Genomic DNA, 25,784 nt, shown 5'->3' with positions numbered 1-25,784 from the left:
TCAGGCGAAGATCGTCACCGTCTGACGGCTCATCGCGATCAATTCCCCTTCGGCGCTCCACAGCTTGGCCGCCACATGGCCGTAACCGTCGGCGGCGTACTCGATCTGCGCCAGGTACTTGCACCAGTCCAGCGTGGTCAAATCCCGCAGCGGCTGCACGAATTCCACCGTCCAGGTCAGGGTGCTGCCCGGCGCCGGCTTGCTCAGGAACGGCAGCAGCGCAGGCGGCCAGGCATCGACCAGCGCCAGCAGGTGCGATTCGTTGACCGGCTCTTCAGGGACGTCGCCGCGCAAGCGCACCCAGCCGCCCATGTCGCGGGACTTGTTGCCGGTGAACGGCATGCCGCCCACACTCCAGCGCATCGCCAGATGGCGCATGAACTCCGGCGTGACGCCTTTGATATAGGGCAGTTCCTGGCAGTCGTCCCAGTGCTTCATCTGCGGCGCCGGCTGGGCGTCGACCGCCACTTCCGACGTGCGCGAGCCGCCGAAGCTGCCCTGCATCAGGGTCACCACCTGGCCGTTCTGCGTCGCGCGGCCCAGCACCTGGCTGACCGCCTTGCCCTCGCGCAGCACCTCGACCTCGAAGCTCACCGGCACCTCAGGCTCCACCGGGCCGACAAAGGTGATCGCCAGCGAGCGAACCGGACGTTCCGCCGGCACCTTGGCGCGCATCACTTCATATTGCAGCGCTGCCACCAGGCCGCCGAAGCTGGCCCGGCCCTGCCCCCATTCGGCCGGAACCGACAGCTCCGGTTGACGGCGGACAGCATCGAGCAGATCGCAAAAGCGCATGGGAACCTCGGGTACGAAAGAGTGAAAGCCGGGATCTTAACCAGCCCGGCAAAGCGCCGCAGCGTCTATTCCGGTCAAATCGACTGACAGAAAGGCCGTACAGGGCTGCGGGGCTCGCTGCCACAAGGGCAGGTTCAGGGCTTGAAGCAGGCCTCGCTGAGCCTGTCGAGGACACGGTCGGCCTTGGCCTCGGCACTGACCATGGTCGCCTGCCAGGTCGGAACGCAGGGCAGCAGATCCGCTTCCTGTTCGGCCTTGGCCAGCCATTGCCAGCAATCGTGCCAGTCGCCCAGCGCGCCCTGGGCGGATTTCAGATGCTTCATCGCTGCGGCGGGCAGGCGGTCCAGTTCGGGGTAGGCCTCGATGCCGTAACGCACGCGCTTGATCAGCAGGCGCAGGCGATGGCGGTCGTGGGCCGGGTCGTGCAGCGCCTCGTCAAGGTTCTTCCACTGCTTGCGCAGGCGCTTGCCGATGCGCGTGTCCAGCCCCTTGAGCAGGCCCTGGCGCTGGGAGGCGCGCAGGAAACGGGGAAAGGCATCGAGGATCATCAGCAGCGACGCCAGTTCCGCGCTCGCCGCCAGCGCCGGGTACGCCTCGGCCATCTGCGCCAAGCGCCGATGGGCCGCCTCAGGCCGGCCATGCTTGAGCAAGTAGGCCGCCAACACCTCGCGGTCACGCCATGGCGTGGTCAACTGCCCGACGGCGGCGGCCGCCCCTTCCAGTTGCTCGACACCCGGCAGCCCGCGCAACGGCCTCAGCAGGCTGCGCAAGCGGCGCACGGTGGTGCGCAGGTCGTGCAGCGCCTCCGGATCGGTACGCGCCGCCAGACGCGCCTGACAGGCCAGCAACCGCACTTCCAGGCCCAGGACATGGGCCACCAACCGATCGATCATGGGTTCACTCCGTAAACAGCGGCAAGCGGGACGGCTCAAGCGACAAGCCGCACGGGCTTGCCGCCCTAAGCTTAGCGCTGATGGGCGCCTCTATCGCCCCGCGCGGGACTCGCGAATGTAGAAGCGCGCCTTCTCGGCTTTCTTGGTGCAGCCCTCGAACCCTTCGAACTGCTGCTGGGTCTTGGCGGCGGTCAGCAGCGACAGGGCCTTGGAATAGCTCACCGTCCCGGCGAACCCTTCGGCCTTGGCCAGATCGAGCTCGTGCCACGCCGCGTCGAGCTGGCTGCCGCAGCTGTCGCGGTAGGCCGTCTTGCCCGCGCAACCGGCCAACGCCAGCGCCATCAGGGGTACACAGATCCAGGCTTTCATCACTCACACCTCAGAGATAGGTCAACAGTCGTGCAGGTAAGACGGTTCGACGGCGCAAAAGTGCCTTGGGCCACCCGCGCAGGGCAATACTTTAAAGATAGCCGCGAAGGGTCGCCCGGCATCGAAAAAGCGACACCCTCGCCGCCCCGCGCGACCCGACCGATTGAAGCCCGGCCCCGGATGGGTGCATTGTGCAGGCGTGAGGGGAGGAAGTCCGATGAAAAAGCGTGTCGCACTGGTGCTGGGCTCCGGTGGCGCCCGAGGGTATGCCCATATCGGCGTCATCGAGGAAATCGAACGGCGGGGCTACGAGATCGCCTGCGTCGCCGGCTGTTCGATGGGGGCGGTGGTCGGCGGGATCTACGCGTCCGGCAAGCTGGACGAGTACCGCAACTGGATCGAGAGCCTGGACTACCTGGACGTGCTGCGGCTGGTGGACGTCAGTTTCCGCCTCGGCGCGATCCGCGGCGAGAAAGTCTTCGGCCAGATCCGCAAGATCGTCGGCGAAATCAACATCGAAGACCTGCGCATCCCCTACACGGCGGTGGCCGCCGACCTCACCAACCAGCAGGAGATCTGGTTCCAGGAAGGCTGCCTGCATCAGGCGATGCGCGCCTCGGCGGCGATTCCCAGCCTGTTCACCCCGGTGATGCAAGGCAACCGGATGCTGGTGGACGGCGGCATCCTCAACCCGTTGCCGATCGTGCCGGTGGTGTCCAGCCACTGCGACCTGATCATCGCCGTGAACCTCAACGCCACTAACCAACGCCACTACAAGCTGCCGGTGATCCAGCGCCCCGCTGCGTTCCGCACCCGCTTCGACAGCCTGATCAGCTCACTGGGCTCGAAGATGCCGTTCCGGCGCAAGCAGGCCGAGCAACTGCTGATGCTGGAGCAGGAAGCGCTGCGGGCCGAGGCGGCGGAGATCAATCCGTGGGTCGAAGGCGCCGAACCGGAAACCCAGCAACCCGCCGCCGCCCCCGAGCGCGACGGCGCGCCGAAGTCGGCCACCGGTTCGTTCATCATCGATAACGTGGGGCCGGCGTCGTTGCTGGACCTGATCAACCAGAGCTTTGAGGTGATGCAGACCTCGTTGGCCCAGTACAAGATCGCCGGGTATCCGCCGGACGTGCTGATCAACGTGCCGAAGCGGGTGTGCCGGTTCTTTGAGTTCTACAAGGCGCCGGAATTGATCGCGCTGGGGAGGGAGATCGCGCGGGACACGCTGGACCGGTACGAGGGCGAGCAGCCTTGAGGGCCGCATGGCCTGACAGGGCCCCATCGCGGGCAAGCCCGCTCCCACAGTGATTGCGGTCGCTCACCACCACTGCACTTCGGCGCAAACCTGTGAGAACAACTGTACTTGCCCTTGCTCTGCGGTGCCTGGATTGGCGCCATCGCCAGCAGGCTGGCTCCCACAAGGAACTGGCGGCGTTCACAAATCCTCTGTGGGAGCCGACCTGCTGGCGATAGGGCCGGCCATCCGTCACACGGCTAAAGGCTGGCCTCGCTCAACAACCGATACCCCACCCCCGCCTCGGTGACGATGAACCGCGGACGGGTCGGGTCGTCCGCCAGTTTCTGGCGCAGGTGCCCGACCACGATGCGCAGGTAGTGACTGTCCTCGGTGTGGGTCGGGCCCCAGATGTCCTTGAGCAATTGCTGCTGGGTGATCACCCGTCCCGGATGCCGCGCCAGCTGCGCCAGCACCGCGTACTCCTTGCGGGTCAGGGCCACTTCGGCGCCGTCCAGCGTCACCCGGCGGTACGCCAGATCCACGGTCAGCGGGCCGAAGTTCAGCGCGGCCTGCTGCGCTTCTCCTGCCGGCGCCTGGCGCAGCAGCGCCCGAACCCGGGCGAGGAACTCCTGGATGCCGAACGGCTTGGTCACGTAATCGTTGGCGCCGCCGTCCAGGGCCTGCACCTTCTGCCCTTCGCTGGCGCGCACCGACAGCACCAGCACCGGCGCCGTGGCCCACTCGCGGAACTCGCGCAGCACTTGCTGGCCGTCCATGTCCGGCAGGCCGAGGTCGAGCACCAACAGGTCGGGCTTGTTCAATGCCGCCTGCGCGAGGCCCTCGGTGCCGGTGCCAGCCTCCAGCACCCTGTAGCCCTGTGAAGCGAGGCTGATGCGCAGAAACTTGCGGATCTGCGGTTCGTCGTCGATGACCAAAATGGTCGCGGTCTGGCTCATGGATTCACGTCAACACAAAAGTTTGGCAAGAGAGTAGCGCAGCGGGGATCAGCCTTCACCGTCCATCCCCGGCTGCGTCTGCAACGGCAGGTGCAGCGTGATGCAGGTGCCGCGGCCGTCGATCCCGTCGCCGACGCTGATCCGGCCGCCGTGGGCGCCGACCATGCCCTGACAGATCGCCAGCCCCAGGCCCGTACCCTGCCCGCCCCGGTCACCGCGCGCGGCGGTGTAGAACATGTCGAAAATCTTCGCCCGCTCCTCGACGGGAATGCCCGGCCCTTCGTCGCTGACCGAGAAGAACAGTTCGTCGCCGTCGGCCCCGGCGCGCAGTTGCAGGCGACCATGGGACGGCGAGAACCGCGCGGCGTTCTCCAGCACGTTCACCAGCGCCTGTTCGATCAGCGCCGCATGCACGAACAGCAGCGGCAGTTCGGCCGGCACCTCGGTGCTCACCTGCAACGACGACAGCACGGCGCGCAAGCGGTTGAGCGCACTGCCGACGATGTCCGCCGGCGCCACCCAGTCCCGCGCCAGCTTCAGCGCGCCGTGGCCCAGACGGGTCATGTCCAGCAGGTTCTGAATGTAACGGTCCAGGCGCTCGGCCTCGTCGCGGGTGCCTTCCAGCAGTTCCCGGCGGTCCTCCAGCGGGATCGCCTCGCCCAGGGCCAGCAGGCTGTCGATGCTGCCGCGCATCGACGTCAGCGGTGTGCGCAGATCGTGGGACACCGAGGCGAGCAAGGCGCTGCGCAGTTGCTCGGTCTCGCCGTGCAGCCGCGCCGCCTCCAGGTCGTCGGCCAGTTGCGCCCGCGCCAGCGCCTGGGCCAGCGGCTGGCTCAACGCGGTGAGCAAACGGCGACGCTGGCCGCTCAAGGTCTGGCCCTCTTTGGCGCACACGCCCAGCAGCGCCAGCGGCCCCTCCTCCGCCGACAGCGGCCACCACCACCAACGCCCGAACGGCAGCGTGCCGGTGCCCATGCCCGCCGGCTGGTCGTGCTGCCAGGCCCAATCGGCGGCGGCGCGTTCGGCCTCGGAGAACTGCAGCGGCCCGCCGGTCTCGACTTTCCAGCCGCCCTGGCCGTCGCGGTTGAGCAGGCACACCTGCAGGTCGCTCCAGCCGTTGAGGTGCTGGGCGGCGGCGCTGACCACGGCCTGGCGGTCGGTGGCGGCGGTGAGCCGGCGCGACAGGTCGAGCAGTTCGGTGGTTTCTTCCTGGGTGTCGCGCAGGGCCTGCAGCTGCCGGCGCTGGCGGGCCGCGAGATTGCCGGTGAGCGCCGCCATCAGCAGGAAGAACAGCAAGGTCAGCACGTCTTCCTCCCGCTGGATGGCGAAGGAGAAGTTCGGCGGAATGAACAGAAAATCGTAGGTCAGGAACGACAGCGCCGCGCAGGCCAGCGCCGGGCCCAGACTGCTGCGCACCGCCACCAGCAGCACCGCCGCCAGGAACACCAGCGAAATGTTCGGCAGCGGCAGCACGCTGGACACCGCCCACGCCAGCGCACTGGCCGACACCGTCGCCACCAGCGCCAGCGCGTAATCGAACCACACCAGCGCCGGCGCGCTCCTGAGGCGCGGTTGATGCGGCTGGTGCTCGCTGTCGAGCACGTTGATCTCCAGGCCCTGGGCCTGACGCAGCAGACGCGCCGCCAGACCGCCGCCGAACAGGCGACGGCGCAGGCGCGGCCGGGACTGGCCGACCAGCACCAGGCTCGCCCGGCGTTCGGCGGCGTGCTGGATCAGGGTCTTGGCCACCTCGCCGGCGCGCAGCAGCACCACCTCGCCCCCCAGGCGCTCGGCCAGTTGCTGGGCGCTTTGCAGGCGCAGGCGCGATTGCTCGTCGCGCACCCGGCCGTTGTCCACATGCACCAGGCTCCACGGCAGATGCCGGCGCTGGGCGACGCGGCTCGCGTGGCGCACCAGCCGTTCGGCCTGGGCATCGCCGTCCACGCCCACCAGCAGGCGCCCGCGCACCGCCGGCGCCGACTGGCCGAGCTGGCGGTAGCCCTGGGCCAGGTCGTTGTCCACCTGCGCGGCGGCGGTCTGCATCGCCAGTTCGCGCAGCGCGGTGAGGTTGGTCTGGGTGAAGAACGCATCGATGGCCGCCCGGGCCTGCTCCGGCACGTAGACCTTGCCTTCGCGCAGGCGCTCCAGCAGCTCGCGCGGCGGCAGGTCGATCAGCAGCAGTTCGTAGGCTTCCTGCAGCACCCAGTCGGGCAGGGTTTCGCGCACCTGCACGCCGGTGATGCCGCGCACCTGGTCGTTGAGGCTTTCCAGGTGCTGGACGTTGACCGTGGTGAACACATCGATGCCGGCGGCGAGCAGTTCCTGGATGTCCTGCCAGCGCTTGGTGTGACGGCTGCCGGGGGCGTTGGTGTGGGCCAGTTCGTCCACCAGCACCAGCTTGGGTCTGGCCGCGAGCAGGCCGTCCAGGTCCATTTCTTCGAGGGTGACGCCGCGGTATTCCGAGCGCACCAGCGGCTGCTGCGGCAGGCCGCCGAGCAGCGCTTCAGTCTCCGCCCGGCCGTGGGTCTCGACGACGCCGGCGATGACCTTCACGCCTTGGCGCAATTGGGTGTGGGCGGCCTGGAGCATGGCGTAGGTCTTGCCCACGCCCGGCGCGGCGCCGAGAAACACTTTCAGCCGGCCGCGGCCGTCCCGGGGCAAGTTGGCTAACAGCGCGTCGGCGCGGCCGGAGTCACTCATGCTTGATGTTCTCTTCCTGATGTTTGGGTATTGCATCGACTGCCGTCATCGCCGGCACGCAGGCTCCCGCAGGCGCATGCATCTCCCTGTAGGAGCCAGCCTGCTGGCGATCAGCAGCGCAGCCGGTTCAGAGTTTTTCCAGCGCCAGGTTCAGCTCCAGCACGTTGACCACCGGCGGCCCCACCAGCGGCTGTTCGATGTGCGCATCGAGCAGTTGCTGCAGGGTCGCCACCGGCAGGTTGCGCGCCTGGGCGACACGCGCCAGTTGATAGGCAATTGCCGCCGGTGGCAAGTGCGGATCGAGGCCGCTGCCGGAAGTGGTGAGCAGCGCCAGCGGCACCGGGCCCTGGCCCGGCACCTGCATCTTGCCGGCGTCGTCGATGACGCGGGTGGCCAGGGCCGGGTTGCTCGGCGCCAGGTTGCTCGCGCTGCTCGACACGGTGGCGAACGCACCGGCCGAGGGGCGTGGGTGGAACCAGGCATCGCCGACGAAATCCTGGGCGATCAGGGACGAGCCGCGCACCTTGCCTTCGGCGTCGCGCACCAGGCTGCCGTTGGCCTGCTCCGGGAACGCGACCTGGGCGATGCCGGTGACCGCCAGCGGATAGGCGACGCCGGTGACCAGGGTCATCAGCACCAGCAGGCTCAGGGCGGGACGTATCAGTGTGGACATTTCAAAATCCTCGAATTCAAGCAGCGGATGCCGCGTTAGGTCAGGTGCGTCCAGGCGAGCCCATCGCCAGCAGGCTGGCTCCCACAGGGCCGTGCCTTCAAGGGTGGGAGCCAGCCTGCTGGCGGTGTGCCTGGCGCACCTTGCAGAATCAAACCAGGTGCAACGCCGTCAGCAGCATGTCGATGGCCTTGATCCCCACGAACGGCACCAGGATCCCGCCCAGGCCATAGATCAGCAGGTTGCGCCGCAGCAGCGCCGCTGCGCTCGCCGCCTGCACCCGCACGCCGCGCAGGGCCAGCGGGATCAGCACGACAATGATCAGGGCGTTGAACACGATGGCCGACAGGATCGCGCTCTGCGGGCTGCTCAAGTGCATGATGTTCAGCACGCCCAGTTGCGGGTAGATCGCGGCGAACAGCGCCGGCAGGATCGCGAAGTACTTGGCCACGTCGTTGGCGATGGAAAAGGTCGTCAGCGCACCGCGGGTCACCAGCAGTTCCTTGCCGATCTGCACCACGTCCAAGAGCTTGGTCGGGTCGCTGTCGAGGTCGACCATGTTGGCCGCCTCGCGCGCCGCCTGGGTGCCGTCGTTCATCGCCATGCCGACGTCGGCCTGGGCCAGCGCCGGGGCGTCGTTGGCGCCGTCGCCGCACATGGCGACCAGGCGGCCGTCGTTCTGCTCGTGGCGGATGCGCGCCAGTTTCTTCTCCGGCGTGGCTTCGGCCAGCACGTCATCGACGCCCGCTTCGGCGGCGATCGCGGCGGCGGTCAGCGGGTTGTCGCCGGTCACCATCACCGTGCGGATCCCCAGCTTGCGCAGTTCGGCGAAGCGCTCGCGGATGCCCGGCTTGACCACGTCCTTGAGGTGGATCACGCCCAGCAGTTTGCCGTCGGCGCAGACCAGCAACGGCGTACCGCCGCTCTGGGCGATCTTGTCGATCTCCCGGGACAGGGCCGGGGCCAGGTCGCCGCGCTGCTGGCCGAGGAAGGCGAGCAGCGAATCCACCGCGCCCTTGCGGTAGGCGCGGCCCTGACAGTCGACGCCGGAGAGCCGGGTCTCGGCGCTGAACGGCACGGCGGTCAGGGTGTCCATCGACGGCTCCGGCTGCGGGTTGGAGCCGCGCAGGTACTCGACGATGGATTTGCCTTCGGCGGTGTCGTCGGCCAGCGAGGCGAACAGCGCGCCCTCGGCCAGTTCACGGGCGCTCACGCCCGGCGCGGCATGCACCGCGCTGCAGCGGCGGTTGCCGAAGGTGATGGTGCCGGTCTTGTCCAGCATCAGCACGTGCACGTCGCCCGCCGCCTCCACCGCACGCCCGGACTTGGCGATCACGTTCAGGCGCACCAAGCGGTCCATCCCGGCGATGCCGATGGCCGACAGCAGGCCGCCGATGGTGGTCGGGATCAGCGTCACCAGAAGCGCCACCAGAAACACCAGCGGCAGGCTGCCGTTGGCGAAGTGGGCGAACGGCTGCAGGGTCACCACCACCAGCAGGAAGATCAGGGTCAGGCCGATCAGCAGGATGTCCAGCGCCACTTCGTTCGGGGTCTTCTGGCGCTTCGCGCCTTCGACCAGCGCGATCATGCGGTCGAGGGTCGACTCGCCAGGGTTGGCGGTGATCTTCACCAGCAGCCAGTCGGACACCAGGCGGGTGTTGCCGGTGACGGCGGAACGGTCGCCGCCGGACTCGCGGATCACCGGCGCGGACTCACCGGTGATGGCCGCTTCGTTGACCGCCGCGATGCCTTCGATGACTTCGCCGTCGCCGGGGATCATTTCCCCGGCCTCGACGCGCACCACATCACCTTTGCGCAGGCTGGCGGCCGGCACCACCTGGAAGCTGCCGCTGGCCAGCTTGCGCCGGGCGCTCAGGCCTTCGCTGCCGGCCTTGAGGCTGTCGGCCCGGGCCTTGCCGCGCCCTTCGGCCAGGGCTTCGGCGAAGTTGGCGAAGAGCACGGTGAACCACAGCCACAGGGCGATCTGCGCGGCGACGAAGGTCGGCACGACGCTGTCCGGGATGAAGCACAGCACGGTGGTCAGGACGGCGGTCAGCTCCACCACCAGCATCACCGGCGAGCGTTGCAGCTGGCGCGGGTCGAGCTTGACGAAGGCTTGCACCAGCGCCGGACGCCACAAGGCGCTGATCGCGGTTTTCGCATGTTCCGGCGCCTTGGCGGCGACGGGTTTGATTGCAGGCATATTCATGATGGATTCCTTAGAAGCCCATGCTCAGGTGTTCAGCGATAGGGCCCAGCGCCAGGGTCGGCAGGAAGGTCAGGCCGCCCACCAGCAAAATGGTCACGGTCAACAGGGTCACGAACAGCGGGCCATGGGTCGGGAAGCTGTTCTGGCCCACCGGCGCGGTCTTCTTCATCGCCAGGCTGCCGGCCAGGGCCATGACCGGGAGGATGTAGCCGAAGCGGCCGATCAGCATGCCCAGGCCCAGCATCAGGTTGTGGAACGGGGTGTTGGCGCTCAGGCCGCCGAACGCCGAGCCGTTGTTGGCGCTGGCCGAGGTGTAGGCGTACAGCAACTGGCTGAAGCCGTGGGGGCCGGGGTTGCTGATGGTCGCGGCAGGGCCCGGCAGGCTCGCGGCGATCGCGCCGAGCACCAGCACGCCCACCGGCATCACCAGCAGCGTTACCACCAGCAGCTGGACTTCCCGCGCCTGCAGCTTCTTGCCCAGGTACTCGGGCGTGCGCCCGATCATCAGGCCGGCGAGGAACACCGCGATCAACACGTTCAGCAGCATGCCGTAGAGCCCGGCGCCGACGCCGCCGAAGATCACCTCGCCGACCATCATGTTGACCAGCGCCACCATGCCGCTGAGCGGGTTGAGGCTGTCGTGCATGCCGTTGACCGAACCGTTCGAGGCGGCGGTGGTGGTCACCGACCACAGCACGGTGGCGGTGGTGCCGAAGCGCGCTTCCTTGCCTTCCAGCGGCGCGGTCTGTTCGACGGCCGGGCTGTTCAGGGCCGGATTCGGCTGGTACTCGGCCCACAGCGACGTGGCGCCGCCGATGATGAACAGCGCCAGCATGCAGCCGATGATCGCGCGGCTTTGACGCAGGTCCTTCACGTAATGGCCGAAGGTGAACACCAGCGCCACCGGGATCAGGATGATCGACGCCACTTCGAACAGGTTGCTCCACGCGGTCGGGTTCTCGAACGGATGCGCCGAATTGACGCCGAAGAAGCCGCCGCCGTTGGTGCCCAATTGCTTGATCGCAATCTGGCTGGCCGCAGGACCGAGCGGGATCACCTGATCGACGCCCTGCACCGTCACGGCGTTCACGTACTGAGCGAAGGTCTGCGGCACACCCTGCCACACCAGGTACAGCGCCAGCAGCAGGCACAGCGGCAGCAGGCCGTAGAGGGTGGCGCGGGTCATGTCGGCCCAGAAGTTGCCCAGGGTCTTGGCGGATTTGCGGCCGATGCCGCGGCACAGCGCAACCAGCACGGCCAGGCCGGTGGCGGCGCTGACGAAGTTCTGCACAGTGAGGCCGGCCATCTGGCTGAGGTAGCTTAAGGTCGCCTCACCGCTGTAGGACTGCCAGTTGGTGTTGGTCATGAAACTGACCGCGGTGTTGAACGCCTGGGTCCATTCCTGGCCCGGCAGGTTCTGCGGATTGAGCGGCAGGTGATCCTGGAACAGGAGGATAGCGAACAGCAGCAAGAACCCGGCGAGGTTGAACGCCAGCAACGCCAGCGTGTACTTCTGCCAGCTCTGCTCGGCCTGCGGATCGACCCCGGCGAGGCGGTAGCAGCCGCGTTCCAGCGGGCCGAGCACCGGCGTCAGCCAAGTGCGCTGGCCTTCCATCACTTTGTAGTAGAAGCGCCCCAGCAACGGCGCCGGCAGCAGAACCACCGCGAAAAACGCGAGGATCAGCCAATAGTCATAACTGTGCATAGCCGCTCCTAGTTCCGGTCCGCGCGCAACAGCGCAACCAACAGATAAATGAACAGCCCTGCCGCCAGCAGCAGGGACACCCCGTCCAGAACGCTCATGGAAGATCTCCGTGTTACGGCGTATTGCCGCGTGTGGAGGCATTGTCGGAAAGGCGGCCGTAAAAGAACGAGACCGAGGGGCTCGCAAGCGCATAAAGAAAGCGTAAAGAGTGGCTTTACGCGCCGATTACGGCACCGGTCCGTGAACCGCTGAGGGCGTAACCGGCCTAGAATGGAACCACTGCGAAATCCCTTCGCTCAAACAGTGTATGCAGCGGCGTACGGCGAAACCCTCGCCCGCCGGCCTGCCCTTGAGGAGTGCCGTTATGCCTTGGTATGCCTGGTTGATCCTGGTCGTGGCCATCGGCTCGATCGTTGGCGGCTTGATGATGCTGCGCGACACCGCCAACAAGGTCGAACTGACCGAAGAGCAACGCAGACGCGTCGCTGAACGCAATGCGGAAATGGACGCCAAGGAGGCACAGGACCGCTGAATGAAAACCCGCCGACGCCGGCGGGTTTTTCATTGCGGCGCTGGCTGGCCCACAGGCAGGTACACGGCTGAGATCACACCGGACTCAACCGCACGCCTTTTAGAAGTAGAAGTACAGTCACCATGCAATTTTCATTGGTTAAGATGGGGACCTTGTTGCGGAGAGTTTAAATGCGTTATTCGCAGGATCACAAAGCCCAGACCCACCAGCGCATCATCAAGGAAGCCTCCGAACGGTTCCGCAAGGACGGCATCGGCGCGACCGGCCTGCAGCCCTTGATGAAAGCCCTGGGCCTGACCCACGGCGGTTTCTATTCGCACTTCAAGTCCAAGGATGAGCTGGTGGAAAAGGCCTTGCAGGCGGCCGGCGACCAAGTGGCCGGCCTGTGCGCCGATATCTTCGCCCAGGACAATCCGCTGGATCTGTTCATCGACACCTACCTCTCCGAATGGCACCAGACCTCTCCGCACGAAGGCTGCCCGCTGCTGACCATCTCCTCGGAACTGGGGCTGCGCGGCCAGCCCAGCCCCACCAGCGATGAGGTGCTCAAGGCCCGCCTCGACCAGATCGAAGGCACCCTCGACGGCGACGACGCGGCCGAGCGCAGCATCGTCATCATGGCGACCCTGGCGGGCGCGCTGCTGCTGTCGCGCAGCGTCGCGGACGGCGATTTCGCCCAGCGCATCCTCGACGTCACCCGCGAACACCTCAAGCGTTCGAAAGACTAGCCCGCCCAGCGCCTGAACAGCACGCTGGCGTTCACCCCGCCGAACCCGAAACCGTTGGACAGCGCATACTCGATCGGCATCGAACGCGCCTGGCCGTGGACGATGTCCACGCCTTCGCTGGCCGGGTCGGGGTCGTCGAAGTTGAGGGTGGGCGGGACGCTCTGGTCGCGGATCGCCAGCACCGTGAAGATCGCTTCGAGTCCGCCGGCCGCGCCCAGCAGATGCCCGGTGGCGGATTTGGTCGAGGTCACGGCGATGCCGCGCCCGGCACCGAACAACGACTTGATGGCCGCCAGTTCGCCCAGATCCCCGACCGGCGTCGAGGTCGCGTGGGCATTGAGGTGCTGCACCTGATCCGGCGTCACGCCCGCCTGGGCCAATGCCAGTTTCATTGCGCGCTGGGCCCCGTTGCCGTCCTCGGGCCCGGCGGTCAGGTGGTAGGCATCGGCGCTGGTGCCGTATCCGACCAGTTCGGCCAAGGGCCGGGCGCCCCGCGCCAGCGCATGCTCCAGGGACTCGATCACCAGCAGGCCCGCGCCCTCGCCCATGACGAAGCCGTCCCGCCCGCTGTCGAACGGGCGCGAGGCGCGTTCGGGCGTGTCGTTGTAGGCGCTGGACAAGGCGCGGGCCGCCGCGAAGCCGGCCAGGCTGACCCGGTCGATGGCCGCCTCGGCGCCGCCGCACACCGCGATGTCGGCTTCGCCCGCACGGATCATCCGCGCCGCGTCGCCGATGGCCTGCACCCCGGCCGCGCACGCCGTCACCGGCGCGCCCAGCGGCCCCTTGAGGCCGTGCGCAATCGAGACATGACCGGCAGCGAGGTTGACCAGGAACGAAGGGATGGTGAACGGCGACAGACGACGCGGGCCCCGGCTGTCGGTGGTGCGCACCGCATCGGCGATGGCGCCGAAGCCACCGACGCCGGAACCGATGACGGTTGCGGTGCGTTCCTGGGCCCGGGCTTCGGCAGGCTTCCAGCCCGCCTGCTCCAACGCCTGACGGGCCGCCTCCATGGCGAACAGGATAAAGCGGTCCATCTTCTTCTGTTCCTTGGACGGCGTCGCACGATCAGGGTCGAAGCCGGCCTCGGCATCCTCCTCCACCGTCGGCACCACCCCGCCGACACGGGCCGGCAGGTCGGCGACCACCGCCTCCGGCAACGGACGCAACCCCGAGCGGCCGGCCAACAGACGCTGCCAGGCCGCTTCGACGCCGCTGCCCAGCGGAGACACCAGGCCCATTCCCGTGACCACTATCCGACACTGATCCATATCAGGTTTCCTCTTGCCGATTCAGAAAGGTCTTACTTGTAGCGTCCGGCCGCCGAACGGTGGGAGAGGTTCGGCGCCATCACCAGGCGCGCGGCGACGAAGGCCTGCCATTCGCCGGCGTCCGGCAGGGACGGAATGGTCACCAGTTCACCTTGGTCCAGCCCCGCCAGAGACGCATCCACCATCTCGCCGGCCTCCATGATCATTTCATCCGGAATGCCGCTGGCGTCGATCCCGGAGCGCTCCCAGATTTCGGTGCGGGTGACGCCGGGCAACACCGCCTGCACCTTGACGCCGGTGCCGTCGAGCTCCGCGTTCAGCGATTGGCTCAGGCTCAGCACGTACGCCTTGCTGGCGCTGTAGGTGGCGTTGAAACGCTCGGGAAACAGCGCCACCACGGACGCGATGTTGACGATCGTGCCGCGGCCGGCCTTGACGAACGCCGCCGCGGCGGCGGAGGCCAGCCGGGTGACGGCGGTGATGTTCAGCTGGATCAGCCGCTCCAACTGCTCAGGATCGGCGTCGGCCAGCGAACCGTTGGCGCCGACGCCCGCGTTGTTGACCAGCAGGCTGATGCCGGCGTCGTTGCGCAGGCGCTGCTCGATTTTCTGCACATCGGCCTGTTGCGTCAGGTCGGCCTTCAACACTTCGACCTGGACGCCATGGGCACCGCGCAACCTGACGGCGGCGCTTTCCAGCCGCTCCTGGTCACGGGCCACCAGCAACAGATCGAACCCCCGCGCCGCCAACCGCTGGGCATACACCGCGCCGATGCCGGAAGACGCGCCGGTGACGAGGGCCGTACCTTGAGACTTTGGAGAATTCATGACCGTACTCCTGCAGAACCTTGGGGAATGAACGCCTCCGGAGGCCGGACGGCTTCGGATGGCGAAAATATTATAGGCATAATCAGAGAGCAATATGATAGCCGTAATTTAAATCCACCCGACGAACACCCGCCCGGATCTCCATCTGCCCGGTGCCGGAATGCAAAAAGGCCGGTCAATGACCGGCCTCTTGGCGATGAGCGTTCAGCTTAGTTCACTTCCAGCCTGTCGCGGTTGCGATCCAGGATCGCCTTGCCGATGCCCTTCACTTCCAGCAGTTCATCCACTGAGGCGAACGGCCCGTTTGTTTCCCTGTGCGCAACAATGGCTTTCGCCTTGGCCTCCCCCACACCCGCCAGTTCCTTTTGCAGGGTGGCGGCATCGGCGTCGTTGAGGTCAACCTTGGCGGAGGTGGCAGGCGCCTGTGCCGCAACGCTCGCCAAAGGTGGCTTCTGTGCTTCGGGGCTCGCCAACGGCGCAGCGATCGCAGCGATCGAGGCGCTGGTGAGCAGGGCAAAAACCAGGGAAGAGAAAAAACCGGTACGCATAAGTGACGCTCCATCATCATTTGGGAAAGCAGCTTCTCCGAAGCTGCTTCCCAAAACTTAGACAATGGAGCGGGCCTGTCAAAAACCCGTGCGTTACAGGATATGAAACAATCAGGGCTCGAGCCGGCGCTGCTGATAGATCCAGTCGACGATCTCCCCGTCCGGCGAATACCCGCTGACCGTTTCGCGCAGCAACTGCCGCACCCGCGAGTAGTCGTCCTGCTCGACCGCCGCCAGCAGGTCGCTCAGACGGTTTTTCAGCACATCCCAGGCCAGGTGGTCCTCGTTGGCCGTCATGATCATCGGATGCGGCGTGGCCGCGACGTTGTCCCCGATCAGCAACTCCTCGTACAGTTTCTCGCCGGGGCGCAGCCCGGTGAACTCGATGGAGATGTCGCCCTGGGGATTGCGCTCGGAGCGGATGCTCAAGCCGGACAGGTGGATCATCTTTTCCGCCAGCTCGACGATCCTGACCGGCTCGCCCATGTCCAGCACGAACACATCGCCGCCCTGCCCCATGGAACCCGCCTGGATGACCAGCTGGGCCGCCTCGGGAATGGTCATGAAGTAGCGGGTGATCTTCGGGTGGGTCACGGTCAGCGGCCCGCCGGACTTGATCTGGCTGTGGAACAGCGGGATCACCGAGCCGGACGAGCCCAGGACATTGCCGAAACGCACCATGGTGAAGCGGGTCTTGTTGACCCGCGAGACGTTCGCCTTGTCGCCGAACAGCACCGGCGCCACTTCCCGGCTCAGGGCCTGGAGGGTCAGTTCGGCCAGGCGCTTGGTGCTGCCCATCACATTCGTGGGGCGCACGGCCTTGTCGGTGGAGATCAGCACGAAGTTGGCCACTCCCGACTGCAGCGCGGCCTGGGCCGTGTTCAACGTGCCGATGACGTTGTTGAGCACACCCTCGGCGATGTTGTGCTCGACCATCGGCACATGCTTGTAGGCGGCGGCGTGGTACACGGTCTCCACTTTCCAGGTCTTCATCACGTCCAGCAGCTTGTGCGGATGCCGGATGGAGCCGAGGATCGGCAGCAGGTGCACCGGCACCGACTCACGGGCGCCGCGCTTCTCCAGCTCCGACAGGATGCTGTAGAGGTTGAACTCGCTGTGGTCGAACAGGATCAGCGCGGTCGGGCCGAGCGCGAAGATCTGCCGGCACAGTTCCGAACCGATGGAGCCGCCGGCCCCGGTCACCATGACGGTCTTGCCCTTGATGCAGCGTTCGAGCAGGTCAGGCTGGGCCGGCACCGAATCCCGCCCGAGCAGGTCCGCGATGTCCACTTCCTGGATGTCTTCGACCTTGACGCGGCCGCTGGCCAGATCCGAGAAGTTGGGCACGCTGCGTACGTGCAGCGGGAAGCCTTCCAGCAGGTTGAGGATCTCCCGGCGGCGGGAACGGGTGGAGGACGGCAGCGCCAGCAGGATCTCCTGCGCGCCGGTCACGTCGATCATCTGCTGGATGTGCTTGGGCTTGTAGACCACCAGGCCGGAAATGGAGCGGTCGGCGATGCTCGGGTCATCGTCGATGAACGCCACCGGACGCATCACCTTGCCCATGCGCAAAGCGGCCACCAGCTGGTTGCCGGCGACGCCGGCGCCATACACAGCGACCTTGGTCAGCCCGTTGTCGCGGCTGGTGAACGGGACGTGCTGGGCGGCGGTGAACCAGTCGCCCATGAAGTACTGGCGCATGCACAGGCGCAGGCCGCCGATGATCACCAGGCTCAGCCACCAGTAGTTGAAGATGACCGAACGGGGCACGACCGCTTCGTGGTTGCTGTACCAGTACACCACCACCGCCAGGATCAGCGAGGACAGGCTCACGGCCTTAATGATCGCGATCAGCGCATCGTTGCCGAAATAGCGCATGACCGCCCGGTACATGCCGAAGCGGATGAAGAGCGGGATGGCGACCACCGGGGCGCAGACAAACAACCAGAAATGCACCCTGAAGGGGTTGTACATGTCATCGATCCCGAGGCGGACGATGAAGGACAGCCACAGGGCGACCCAGACCAGGACGATGTCCGTGCTGACCTGGATCAGACGCTTGCGACGCCGGGGAAGCCCCAGAAGGCGCGCTCTGACGTTTTCCATCAACTCTTCAAACACCTCAGCCCTCCTTTGATCGGTTACGTTGGCGCGGCGGTCCGGCCCCGAGCCTCTCGCACTTTAATCCAATCCCTTATGACAGAACTGTTGCTTAGTCCTTCGCCGGCGCTTTTTCAAGTTCTCCGGCGTGAAACCTGATGGCCAGCACCAACAAGGGAGCATAGGCCAGGATCAGGCCCAGGCTGCCGTCCAGCCCGAAACGGGCGACGCACACCGCAATAGGCAACAGCCAGAGCAGATTGATCGCCCCGACGGTCGCCGTGACCGCCAAATGGCTGCCAAACCGACGAGAGGCAAACTGATAGGCATGGCTGCGGTGCGCCTCATACACCTTGTCGCCCCGCAACAGCCGGCGCAACAGGGTGAACGTCGCATCGACGATGAAGACGCCCAGCAGTATCAGCCAACTCCACAGCAGATTGGCGTCGAACGTTGCGGCCATAAGCGACAAACCGCCCAGCGCAATGCCCAGGAACCCGCTTCCGGCATCGCCCATGAAGATCCGCGCAGGCGGGAAGTTCCAGAACAGGAACCCCGCCACGCTGGCCACCAGCAAGGCCGACACCCAGGCCAACTGCGGCAGGCCGCTCCACCAGCCCAGCAGGCCGGCGCCGATGCAGACGCAGATGGCCTCGACGCTGGCGATCCCGTCGATGCCGTCCATGAAGTTATAGAGGTTGAGCAACCAGACCAGATAGAACGCCGCCAGCACGTGGCCCACCACACCCAGATCGACGGTGACGCCCGCCAGGCGCACTGGCGGCAGGCCGCCGATCCAGCACAACAGCCAGGCGGCCGCCAGGAAATGACCCAGCAGACGCCAGCGGGCGGCGATGTGGCCGTGGTCGTCCATGAAACCGATGACCGCCACCAGGGCCCCTGCCCCCGCGATCGCCACGAATTGCGCCACAGTCATCAGCCCGCCCCACAGCAACAGGCCCAGTGCCAGCAGGAACGCCAGCACGATTGCCACGCCACCGCCCCGGGGGGTCGGCACCGAGTGGGAACTGCGGGCATTGGGAATGTCGATCAGGCTGCGGGCCAGCGCGTAGCGGCGAAGCGCCCAGGTCAGCAGGAATGAAACCAGCGCGACGGCAGGAATGAACCATCCGTAATTCATGATTGGCGAGCGTCCAGAAAGTGTTGCGCCGTAGCGCCCAAGGCGTGATCGAGGCTGACCGGAGGCGTCCAGCCCAGCAAGCGCCGGTTTTTGTCGATGTCGACCTGCAGGGAACCGAAAACCCTTTGCGACAGGTCGCGCCGCCCCAGCGCGGTGGCCGCAGCGCGCATGAGCGCGACCGGCACCGGCAGCAACCGCGCGCGCACCTGGAGCGCGGCGGCCAGTTTGCGCAGCAGCTGCGTGGTCGAGAGATCCTCGCCGTCGCTGACCAGGAACACCTGGCCGGCCGCCGCCGGGTGCTCCAGGCACACGGCGATGAAGTCCACCAGGTTATCGATGGCCACCAGGCTGCGCCGGTTGTCCACGGCGCCGAACGGCAACGGCACGCCCCGGGCAAGCCAGCGCATCATGCTGAGGAAATTGGCCTTCACGCCCGGCCCGTACACCAGCACCGGGCGGACGATGACGACCTCCATCCCCGTGGCGTGGGCCAGGGCCAGCAATGCCGTTTCGGCTTCGAGCTTGGAAATGCCGTAAGGATCGGCCGGGGCCGGCGCGTCATCGGCGCTGTAGGCCCTGCCCGGTGGCGTGCCCTCGCCGTTGACCTTGACCGAACTGACGAAGACGAAGCGCCTGACCCCGGCCGCAGCCGCCTGGCGCGCCAGGTTGACCGTGCCCTCGACATTGACCTGGCGGAAGGCGGCCAGGGGATCGGCGTCCGTGTCGTGCATGACATGCACCCGCGCGGCCGCATGGACGATGCAGTCGACACCCTGCAAAGACGCGGCCCAGTCCTGCCCCGGCCCAAGGTCGCCGGCCTGAACCTTGCGCACGTTGGCCGGAAAGACCGTGGCCATATCCCGCACCGGCGCGATGACCGAACACGGCAGCGCCGCCAGCCGTGCGATCAGCGCACGCCCGACAAAACCACTGCCGCCGGTGACCAGGATTGTTTTGGATCGCATGGACGCCCCTTGGGAAACATGGAAATCAGTGGAGAGACGGCAGCGAATACATTGGCTGAACGGCGATCATCCTGCCGCCATCACCGAAATCCGAAACGTTGAACCGGAAACGGCCGGAGGGCGGCAGTTTATTGAATCGATGCACGGTTAGCCACTTTGTCGCAGGGCGGAGGCTCGCCGACCCGCCGACGCGTTCATTTTCGCCCTTGCGCCGTCCGGTTCACCGTTGCGGCTCAGCCGCCCGCCGATCCAAATTGCGCATTGGCGGTTGGAGCCGGCTCAGGGTACGGATAGAATCCGTGCGGAAATAGGGATCGTGCGCCCGCCGGTGGGTGGCCGACGCGTTCCCGCCCAAAATAACTTCGGCCAATGCCGTCAAAAAACCAGATATCGCACGCTTTTTGCTTCGAAATGGAGAGCACCCATGCAGCAAATCAACAACCTCGCAGCGAAGATTGAAAAGTTTCAATCGCAAATCAATTCTTCGGTGCAGCGGGTGGTCGCCAGCGGCTGGGTGGTTCTGGGCCCGGAAGTGAAACGTTTCGAAGCGGCGTTCGCCCAATACCTGAACGCTGCCCATTGCATCACCGTCGCCAACGGCACCGACGCCATCGAGCTGGCCCTCAAGGCGCTCGGCGTGGTCAAGGGCGACAAAGTGGCGACGGTCGCCAACGCCGGCATGTACACCACCACCTCGGCCCTGGCCGTCGGCGCCACGCCGGTCTTCATGGACGTCGACACGGACACCCACGTCGTCACCCTGGACAGCGTCAAGCAAGCCGTCGAGGCCGGTGCCAAGGCAGTGGTCGTCACCCACCTCTATGGCCTGGCCATCCCTGAGATCAAGGCCATCGCCGAGTATTGCGCCGCACAGCGTATCCCGCTGCTGGAAGACTGCGCCCAGGCCCACGGCGCCGAACGCGACGGCCAGCGGGTCGGCACCTTCGGCGATGCGTCGAGCTTCAGCTTCTACCCGACCAAGAACCTCGGCGCCCTGGGCGACGGCGGTGCGGTCGTGACCAATTCCGACCGCATCGCCCAGCGCGTGGCCCAACTGCGCCAGTACGGCTGGTCCTCGAAGTACTGCGTCGAGCTGGAAGGTGCGCGCAACAGCCGTCTCGACGAAATGCAGGCGGCGATCCTGTCCGAGCTCCTGCCCCATCTCGATGAAGGCAACGCCCGCCGCCGCGACATCGCCGCCCGCTACCGCAGCGAAATCCGTCACAGCGACGTGACCCACGGCGCCGACGAAGGCAAGGCCTCGGTCGCCCACCTGTACGTCATCAAATCGTCCAAGCGCACCGCGCTGCAGACGCACCTGCGCGAGGCGCAGATCGCCTCCGACGTCCACTACCCGATCCCGGACTACCGCCAGCCGGTGTTCGGCGAGCAGTTCGCCGGCGTGTCGCTGGAGAACACCGAGCGGCTGGCCTCGCAGATCCTCACGCTGCCTTGCTACCCGGAAATGACCGACGACGAAGTCAGCAAGGTCATCGCCGCCGTCAACGGATGGGCGGCATGAAGTATTCGGTAATCGTCCCGGTCTACAAGAACGAAGAATCGATACCTCGGCTGATCCAGGCCCTGGAGGACATGAACGACTCGCTCGAAAAGCAGCTTGAAGTCGTGTTCGTGGTCGACGGCAGCCCGGACCAATCGTTCGCGATGCTGAAGAACGCACTGGGCGACATGACCTTCTGCGCCCAGCTGCTCGCCCACTCGCGCAACTTCGGCTCGTTCCCGGCGATCCGCACCGGCCTGATGGCCGCCAAGGGCGACTATTTCGGCGTGATGGCGGCGGACCTTCAGGAGCCGCCGGAGCTTTTGATCAGCTTCTTCAAGGCGCTGTCCAACGACGAGTGCGACGTGGCCATCGGCACCCGCAACGCGCGGCAGGATCCTTTCTCCAGCCGCATGGCCTCCTCGATCTTCTGGGGCCTGTACCGGCGCCTGGTGGTGCACGACATGCCCAAGGGCGGGGTCGACATCTTCGGCTGCAACAAGGCGTTCCGCGAACAGCTCCTGCAGTTGAACGAATCCCGCTCGTCGCTGATCGCCCTGATCTTCTGGCTGGGCTTCCGCCGCAAGTTCGTCGAGTACGAGCGCCAGACCCGCCTCGAAGGCAAATCAGCCTGGACGTTCAAGAAAAAACTCGACTACATGATGGACAGCATCTTCGCCTTCACCGACTACCCGATCCGGTTGCTGACCCGGATGGGCGCGGTGGGTTCGATGATTTCACTGTTCATCGGCCTGATGGTCATCGTCGCCCGCCTGTCCGGCGCCATCGAAGTGCCTGGCTACGCCGCGACGATGCTGGTGGTGCTGCTGCTGGGAACCTTGAACCTGCTGGGGGTCGGCCTGGTCGGCACCTATGCGTGGCGCGCCTATGAAAACAGCAAACAACGGCCGCTGGCGATCGTTTGCATGCAACTCGACAACAAGGAACCCCTGAAGTGACTGAGCCCTTCATCCACGCCAGCGCCGACGTCAAAAGCAAGAAGATCGGCAAGAACACGCGCATCTGGCAATACGTGGTGGTCTTCGAGAACGCGGTCATCGGCGACGACGTGAACGTCTGCTCGCACTCCCTGATCGAGAACGACGTGATCATCGGCGACCGCACCACCATCAAGTCCGGCGTCTACGTCTGGGACGGCCTGCGGATCGGCTCCGACGTCTTCATCGGGCCCAACGCCACGTTCACCAACGACAAGTTCCCGCGCTCGAAGGTCTATCCGGAGTCGTTTTCGCAGACCGTGATCCAGGACGGCGCCTCCATCGGCGGCGGCGCGGTGATCCTGCCGGGCATCACCATCGGCACGGGCGCGATGGTCGGCGCAGGCGCGGTGGTCACCAAGTCCGTTCCGCCGTATGCCATCGTCACCGGTTCGCCGGCGCGCATCACCGGCTACGTGGAGAACTCCGCCTCCAGCGACGCCGCCAAGAGCCCCGCCGCCAAGGCCCGGGAGCAAGACGATGCCGTGGTGCGGATCGGCGTGGGCGATGTCACCACCCACCGCTTCAAGTACATCACCGACATGCGCGGCGATCTCTCGGTCGGCGAGTTCCACAAGGAAATCCCGTTCCTGCCCAAGCGCTACTTCCTGGTCTTCAACGTCCCGAGCCAAAAGACCCGCGGCGAACATGCCCACCACAAATGCCACCAGTTCCTGATCTGCGTCAAAGGCAGCTGCGCGGTGGTGGTCGACGACGGCACCAACCGGGCCGAAGTCCTGCTCGATGCACCCGACAAGGGCATCTACCTGCCGCCGATGACCTGGGGCATCCAGTACAAGTACTCGGATGACGCCGTGCTGCTGGTGTTCACGTCCGACTACTACGAAGCGGACGACTACATCCGGGACTACTCGGAGTTCACCCGGCTCACCGCGAAAAAAACCGTCTCGTGATCGCGCTGAAAGACAACCCGCAGGTTCGCCGCTGGATCAGCTTCCTGATCGGCGGCGGCCTGAACACCGGGCTCACCTATGGCCTGTACCTGCTGCTGAGCGTCTGGATCGACTACCAGATCGCCTATGCGATCGCTTACGCGGCAGGGATAGTCTTCGCCTACTTCTTCAATGCAAAGGTCGTGTTCAAGGTGCAGCAGTCGTGGAGCGGCATGCTCGTCTACCCGACCATCTACCTTGTGCAGTACCTTCTCGGCGCGCTGCTGCTCAACCTCTTGGTTGAACACCTGCACCTGCACAAGGCGATCGCTCCGATACTGGTGATCGCGCTGCTGCTTCCCTGCAGCTACCTGTTGAACAAGTTCGTCCTCAAGGCCACCCACAAAACAACACCCTCGAAGGACTGACACCCCATGACCGCCCCCCTCCCGCAGTCGTCGATCCTGACGCCGGCGTCGCTGCACGGCAAAAAAGCCGCCTGGCTCGCCCACGCCGGCCCGGCATTGCTGACGGTCCTTTTCATATGGCTGCCGTTCGGTTTCAGCCTGACCGGCCTGCTGGAGGAATGGGGCGTCATCGGGCTGTTCAGCCGGATCGGGGTGTTTTTCCTGACCGACGCCACGAGCGCCATGCCGGCCCACGCGCTGCGCCCGCTCACCATTTTGCCCCATGCCATCGCGTACGCCCTGGATCCGGACACCTTCAACTATTGGCACGTTCTGCTGATCATCGCCCTGGTGATCAAAGGCTGCTGCATGAGCCTGATCACCACCCGCATCACCGGTTCCCTGAAATGGGGAATGCTGGCCAGCGTGCTGGTGATCCTGTTTCCGGCCGACACCATGCAACTGTCGTTCAGATCGATCCACATCAATTGGGCCCTCAGCCTGACATTGATGGCCTGCGTCCTGCTGCTCCAGGCACTGGAGCAAAGAGGCAGGGCCAGCGCCTTCGCGCTCAGCGCGTTCGCCAGCCTCCTGCTGGCGGCGGGGTGCGCCATGTACGAAGTCGCGTTGCTGCTGGCGGCCATCCCAGCGTTCGCGGTCTTCATCCAGGTCGGCCTCAAAGGCCTCGTCCCGCACATCAAACGGCATTACCCGCAACACCTGATCTGGGCCATCGGCCCGGTCGCCTACGTCGCCTATGTGATCCACACCCTGCCGCTGGTGCACAGCTACCAAAGCGCAGTGGTGGGCGACAGCGCCTTCGCCTCCCTGAAACAGTACTTTCCCAAGCTCTGGCGCCTGGGAATCGGACGAAGCCTGTTCGGCGGCTGGATCGACGCCCTGCAGATCACTGTCCTCGAAATCGGCAGCCACTGGTACATCGCCCTCGCCTCGGCGGCGATCCTCGGGTTCATTGCGCTGGTGTCGGCAACGTCGGCGCAGACGGCCGGCGCAGGACTGCGGCAACCGGCAAAGCCCATGCTGGCGGGCAGGATGATCCTGGCCGGATGCCTTCTCATCTGCCTGGGGTACTTGCCGTTCATCTTCAACCCCGCGCACATGGGCGTCAGCCAGAGGACATTCCTGTACGCGGCACCGGGTGCCGTGCTGGTGTTCATCGCCGCGCTGCTGATCGTCCGCCGCCATTCCCGGGCCGTCACCGCCGCGCTCGCGGCCCTGATGGTCTTCACCGGGCTCGGCGCGCAACTCTTTCAGTTCCAGCACTACATCGACATCTCAAAACGGCAGCAATCGGTACTGAGCGACATCGTCCGCAACTTTGACGGCAATGCGCTCAACAAGACCCTGATCATTCTCGACCACTCCAACGAACTCAATCACGACTGGATGTTCTTGAATGCCGATTTGAGCGCGGTGCTGTTCCACCTGTACGGCAAGCCGGTGGACGCCATCGAAGTCTGCTACATGCCTGGCCACGAATGGCAGCAGTCCGACCCGCTGCAACGCAAAGGCCGCTGCGAAGAGACCGAAGAAGGCTGGATCCTGCATTATCCGGTACCGCTCGACGCCGACGGGCAATCCGCCGCGCAAGTCCGCAAACTGCCGCGCTCGCAAGTCGTCACGGTCGACGTCGGCAACGGGGCAACGGCGTCCGCCTCCCCTGAACTTCAGGCCTGGCGCCAGACGCTGGAGTCCGGCGCGTCGCCGACCGCCACTCGCCTGCAAGGCATCGCCGAAACCGGCGTCGCTCCTCGGTTCGGCCTGATCACGTTCCGCCACCGCGCCCATGACGAGTACCACTGGGACTTCGGCAAATGGTGGAGCCTGGCGCCACCGATGGCCGGTTCCGGCTGGCGGGAGACCGAGTGGGAGACCCGGCGTTTTCGCCATAACGCTTCGGCATGGATAAACGCGCCGCGCGCCTCGCTGGTCTTTGACCTGACACCCGCCTCAACCCCCTACGCGATCAGCGGAGCGTTCAACAGCTTCGCCAACGACCAGATCCGCACGCAGATGCAGATACGGGTCAACGGCCACCCGGTGGCGCTCCGCTGGGGCGCCAACGGTGAGTTCAGCGGTGATTTGCCGCCGCAGACACTGGAAGCCGGGCACAACACCCTCGAATTTCTCTCAAGCGTGGATGCCGCCCTCGGCGGAATCTCCGCCCGGCTGGACTGGGTAAAAATCGCGAAAGCACAGTAAAGGCAAGCCAAAGACCGCAGTCGTTCCGCCACCGGCCCCCTGCCAGCGGGATGATGGAAACCACCAAGACTTTTCCGGGACTGCCTCTGTTCAGGGTCCCGGAACCTCAAATCTGC

The 25,784-nt window shown here is 65.9% G+C and carries 23 protein-coding genes; 8 read left to right on the top strand and 15 right to left on the bottom strand.

Annotated features, from left to right (window positions below; genetic code table 11):
- From KVG96_RS05475 to KVG96_RS05465, 3 genes are all read right to left on the bottom strand, one after another.
- Complete coding sequence (locus KVG96_RS05475) at positions 1-795, bottom strand: acyl-CoA thioesterase (protein ID WP_217891128.1); 795 nt, start codon at positions 793-795, stop codon at positions 1-3.
- Positions 796-929: 134 nt separating this feature from the next.
- A complete protein-coding gene (locus KVG96_RS05470) occupies positions 930-1,688 on the bottom strand; it encodes a CHAD domain-containing protein (protein WP_217891127.1) in 759 nt (252 codons plus the stop codon).
- A 90-nt stretch (positions 1,689-1,778) separates the two neighbouring features.
- The gene (locus tag KVG96_RS05465) at positions 1,779-2,057 is read right to left on the bottom strand and encodes a hypothetical protein (RefSeq protein ID WP_007950948.1); all 279 of its coding nucleotides are present in this window, start codon (positions 2,055-2,057) and stop codon (positions 1,779-1,781) included.
- A gap of 217 nt (positions 2,058-2,274) precedes the next feature.
- Between KVG96_RS05465 and KVG96_RS05460 the strand changes: the two genes are divergently transcribed.
- Positions 2,275-3,312, top strand: a complete 1,038-nt coding sequence (locus KVG96_RS05460) for a patatin-like phospholipase family protein (RefSeq protein ID WP_217891126.1) — start codon at positions 2,275-2,277, stop codon at positions 3,310-3,312.
- Between the two features lie 239 nt (positions 3,313-3,551).
- Here KVG96_RS05460 and KVG96_RS05455 read toward each other — a convergent pair whose 3' ends face one another.
- The 6 genes from KVG96_RS05455 to kdpF form a co-directional block, all read right to left on the bottom strand.
- Positions 3,552-4,250 (bottom strand): response regulator, encoded by a 699-nt coding sequence (locus tag KVG96_RS05455; protein ID WP_217891125.1) that lies wholly within the window; start codon positions 4,248-4,250, stop codon positions 3,552-3,554.
- Between the two features lie 48 nt (positions 4,251-4,298).
- A complete protein-coding gene (locus KVG96_RS05450) occupies positions 4,299-6,950 on the bottom strand; it encodes a DUF4118 domain-containing protein (RefSeq protein WP_217891124.1) in 2,652 nt (883 codons plus the stop codon).
- Between the two features lie 127 nt (positions 6,951-7,077).
- Positions 7,078-7,623, bottom strand: a complete 546-nt coding sequence (gene kdpC, locus KVG96_RS05445) for a potassium-transporting ATPase subunit KdpC (RefSeq protein WP_217891123.1) — start codon at positions 7,621-7,623, stop codon at positions 7,078-7,080.
- Positions 7,624-7,771: 148 nt separating this feature from the next.
- Positions 7,772-9,829, bottom strand: coding sequence for a potassium-transporting ATPase subunit KdpB (kdpB, locus tag KVG96_RS05440; protein ID WP_217891122.1), 2,058 nt, complete (start codon positions 9,827-9,829; stop codon positions 7,772-7,774).
- Between the two features lie 10 nt (positions 9,830-9,839).
- On the bottom strand, positions 9,840-11,534 hold the full coding sequence (kdpA, locus tag KVG96_RS05435) for a potassium-transporting ATPase subunit KdpA (protein ID WP_217891121.1): 1,695 nt from the start codon (positions 11,532-11,534) through the stop codon (positions 9,840-9,842).
- Positions 11,535-11,542: 8 nt separating this feature from the next.
- The gene (gene kdpF, locus KVG96_RS05430) at positions 11,543-11,632 is read right to left on the bottom strand and encodes a K(+)-transporting ATPase subunit F (protein WP_007963673.1); all 90 of its coding nucleotides are present in this window, start codon (positions 11,630-11,632) and stop codon (positions 11,543-11,545) included.
- Positions 11,633-11,898: 266 nt separating this feature from the next.
- On the opposite strand from kdpF, the gene KVG96_RS05425 reads away from it, so the two are divergent.
- The gene (locus tag KVG96_RS05425; RefSeq protein WP_085578013.1) at positions 11,899-12,066 is read left to right on the top strand and encodes a DUF2897 family protein; all 168 of its coding nucleotides are present in this window, start codon (positions 11,899-11,901) and stop codon (positions 12,064-12,066) included.
- 170 nt (positions 12,067-12,236) lie between these two features.
- Complete coding sequence (locus tag KVG96_RS05420) at positions 12,237-12,794, top strand: TetR/AcrR family transcriptional regulator (RefSeq protein WP_217891120.1); 558 nt, start codon at positions 12,237-12,239, stop codon at positions 12,792-12,794.
- Here KVG96_RS05420 and fabF read toward each other — a convergent pair.
- The 6 genes from fabF to KVG96_RS05390 form a co-directional block, all read right to left on the bottom strand.
- A complete protein-coding gene (gene fabF, locus KVG96_RS05415) occupies positions 12,791-14,065 on the bottom strand; it encodes a beta-ketoacyl-ACP synthase II (protein WP_217891119.1) in 1,275 nt (424 codons plus the stop codon). The genes KVG96_RS05420 and fabF overlap by 4 nt on opposite strands.
- Before the next feature lie 32 nt (positions 14,066-14,097).
- Complete coding sequence (locus KVG96_RS05410; RefSeq protein WP_217891118.1) at positions 14,098-14,892, bottom strand: SDR family NAD(P)-dependent oxidoreductase; 795 nt, start codon at positions 14,890-14,892, stop codon at positions 14,098-14,100.
- Between the two features lie 209 nt (positions 14,893-15,101).
- Positions 15,102-15,440, bottom strand: a complete 339-nt coding sequence (locus tag KVG96_RS05405; RefSeq protein WP_217891117.1) for a ComEA family DNA-binding protein — start codon at positions 15,438-15,440, stop codon at positions 15,102-15,104.
- A gap of 111 nt (positions 15,441-15,551) precedes the next feature.
- Positions 15,552-17,546: a polysaccharide biosynthesis protein gene (locus KVG96_RS05400; RefSeq protein ID WP_437180499.1), complete on the bottom strand. Its 1,995-nt coding sequence runs from the start codon at positions 17,544-17,546 to the stop codon at positions 15,552-15,554.
- A gap of 106 nt (positions 17,547-17,652) precedes the next feature.
- Complete coding sequence (locus tag KVG96_RS05395; RefSeq protein ID WP_217891116.1) at positions 17,653-18,681, bottom strand: MraY family glycosyltransferase; 1,029 nt, start codon at positions 18,679-18,681, stop codon at positions 17,653-17,655.
- The gene (locus KVG96_RS05390) at positions 18,678-19,646 is read right to left on the bottom strand and encodes a UDP-glucose 4-epimerase family protein (protein ID WP_217891115.1); all 969 of its coding nucleotides are present in this window, start codon (positions 19,644-19,646) and stop codon (positions 18,678-18,680) included. Before KVG96_RS05390 ends, KVG96_RS05395 begins: the two co-directional genes overlap by 4 nt.
- A gap of 424 nt (positions 19,647-20,070) precedes the next feature.
- Here KVG96_RS05390 and KVG96_RS05385 point away from each other — a divergent pair, with 424 nt between their 5' ends.
- The 5 genes from KVG96_RS05385 to KVG96_RS05365 are packed head-to-tail and all read left to right on the top strand — an operon-like array spanning position 20,071 to position 25,668.
- Positions 20,071-21,168, top strand: coding sequence for a DegT/DnrJ/EryC1/StrS family aminotransferase (locus KVG96_RS05385; protein WP_217891114.1), 1,098 nt, complete (start codon positions 20,071-20,073; stop codon positions 21,166-21,168).
- Positions 21,165-22,106: a glycosyltransferase family 2 protein gene (locus tag KVG96_RS05380; protein WP_217891113.1), complete on the top strand. Its 942-nt coding sequence runs from the start codon at positions 21,165-21,167 to the stop codon at positions 22,104-22,106. Before KVG96_RS05385 ends, KVG96_RS05380 begins: the two co-directional genes overlap by 4 nt.
- Positions 22,103-23,059 carry a WxcM-like domain-containing protein gene (locus KVG96_RS27675; protein ID WP_217891112.1) on the top strand — a complete coding sequence of 319 codons (957 nt, stop codon included), beginning with the start codon at positions 22,103-22,105 and terminating at the stop codon, positions 23,057-23,059. Before KVG96_RS05380 ends, KVG96_RS27675 begins: the two co-directional genes overlap by 4 nt.
- Positions 23,056-23,466 carry a GtrA family protein gene (locus KVG96_RS05370; protein ID WP_256575487.1) on the top strand — a complete coding sequence of 137 codons (411 nt, stop codon included), beginning with the start codon at positions 23,056-23,058 and terminating at the stop codon, positions 23,464-23,466. Before KVG96_RS27675 ends, KVG96_RS05370 begins: the two co-directional genes overlap by 4 nt.
- A gap of 6 nt (positions 23,467-23,472) precedes the next feature.
- Entirely contained in the window at positions 23,473-25,668 is a 2,196-nt protein-coding gene (locus tag KVG96_RS05365; protein WP_217891111.1) for a hypothetical protein, read from the top strand.
- Positions 25,669-25,784: the final 116 nt, after the last annotated feature.

The organism is Pseudomonas ekonensis (genome assembly GCF_019145435.1).
GTDB lineage: Bacteria > Pseudomonadota > Gammaproteobacteria > Pseudomonadales > Pseudomonadaceae > Aquipseudomonas > Aquipseudomonas ekonensis.
This window is presented reverse-complemented; position numbering and strand designations above follow the sequence as displayed.

Bases quoted from the DNA above. Each gene is read 5' to 3' on its own strand.
- KVG96_RS05385 (WP_217891114.1), top strand. From the start codon at position 20,071: ATGCAGCAAATCAACAACCTCGCAGCGAAGATTGAAAAGTTTCAATCG.
- KVG96_RS05400 (WP_437180499.1), bottom strand. From the start codon at position 17,546: ATGGAAAACGTCAGAGCGCGCCTTCTGGGGCTTCCCCGGCGTCGCAAG.
- KVG96_RS05470 (WP_217891127.1), bottom strand. From the start codon at position 1,688: ATGATCGATCGGTTGGTGGCCCATGTCCTGGGCCTGGAAGTGCGGTTG.
- KVG96_RS05450 (WP_217891124.1), bottom strand. From the start codon at position 6,950: ATGAGTGACTCCGGCCGCGCCGACGCGCTGTTAGCCAACTTGCCCCGG.
- KVG96_RS05420 (WP_217891120.1), top strand. From the start codon at position 12,237: ATGCGTTATTCGCAGGATCACAAAGCCCAGACCCACCAGCGCATCATC.
- KVG96_RS05365 (WP_217891111.1), top strand. From the start codon at position 23,473: ATGACCGCCCCCCTCCCGCAGTCGTCGATCCTGACGCCGGCGTCGCTG.
- kdpC (WP_217891123.1), bottom strand. From the start codon at position 7,623: ATGTCCACACTGATACGTCCCGCCCTGAGCCTGCTGGTGCTGATGACC.
- KVG96_RS05380 (WP_217891113.1), top strand. From the start codon at position 21,165: ATGAAGTATTCGGTAATCGTCCCGGTCTACAAGAACGAAGAATCGATA.
- KVG96_RS05455 (WP_217891125.1), bottom strand. From the start codon at position 4,250: ATGAGCCAGACCGCGACCATTTTGGTCATCGACGACGAACCGCAGATC.
- KVG96_RS05460 (WP_217891126.1), top strand. From the start codon at position 2,275: ATGAAAAAGCGTGTCGCACTGGTGCTGGGCTCCGGTGGCGCCCGAGGG.
- KVG96_RS05410 (WP_217891118.1), bottom strand. From the start codon at position 14,892: ATGAATTCTCCAAAGTCTCAAGGTACGGCCCTCGTCACCGGCGCGTCT.
- KVG96_RS05395 (WP_217891116.1), bottom strand. From the start codon at position 18,681: ATGAATTACGGATGGTTCATTCCTGCCGTCGCGCTGGTTTCATTCCTG.
- KVG96_RS05425 (WP_085578013.1), top strand. From the start codon at position 11,899: ATGCCTTGGTATGCCTGGTTGATCCTGGTCGTGGCCATCGGCTCGATC.
- kdpB (WP_217891122.1), bottom strand. From the start codon at position 9,829: ATGAATATGCCTGCAATCAAACCCGTCGCCGCCAAGGCGCCGGAACAT.
- KVG96_RS05465 (WP_007950948.1), bottom strand. From the start codon at position 2,057: ATGAAAGCCTGGATCTGTGTACCCCTGATGGCGCTGGCGTTGGCCGGT.
- kdpA (WP_217891121.1), bottom strand. From the start codon at position 11,534: ATGCACAGTTATGACTATTGGCTGATCCTCGCGTTTTTCGCGGTGGTT.
- fabF (WP_217891119.1), bottom strand. From the start codon at position 14,065: ATGGATCAGTGTCGGATAGTGGTCACGGGAATGGGCCTGGTGTCTCCG.
- KVG96_RS05475 (WP_217891128.1), bottom strand. From the start codon at position 795: ATGCGCTTTTGCGATCTGCTCGATGCTGTCCGCCGTCAACCGGAGCTG.
- KVG96_RS05390 (WP_217891115.1), bottom strand. From the start codon at position 19,646: ATGCGATCCAAAACAATCCTGGTCACCGGCGGCAGTGGTTTTGTCGGG.
- kdpF (WP_007963673.1), bottom strand. From the start codon at position 11,632: ATGAGCGTTCTGGACGGGGTGTCCCTGCTGCTGGCGGCAGGGCTGTTC.
- KVG96_RS05405 (WP_217891117.1), bottom strand. From the start codon at position 15,440: ATGCGTACCGGTTTTTTCTCTTCCCTGGTTTTTGCCCTGCTCACCAGC.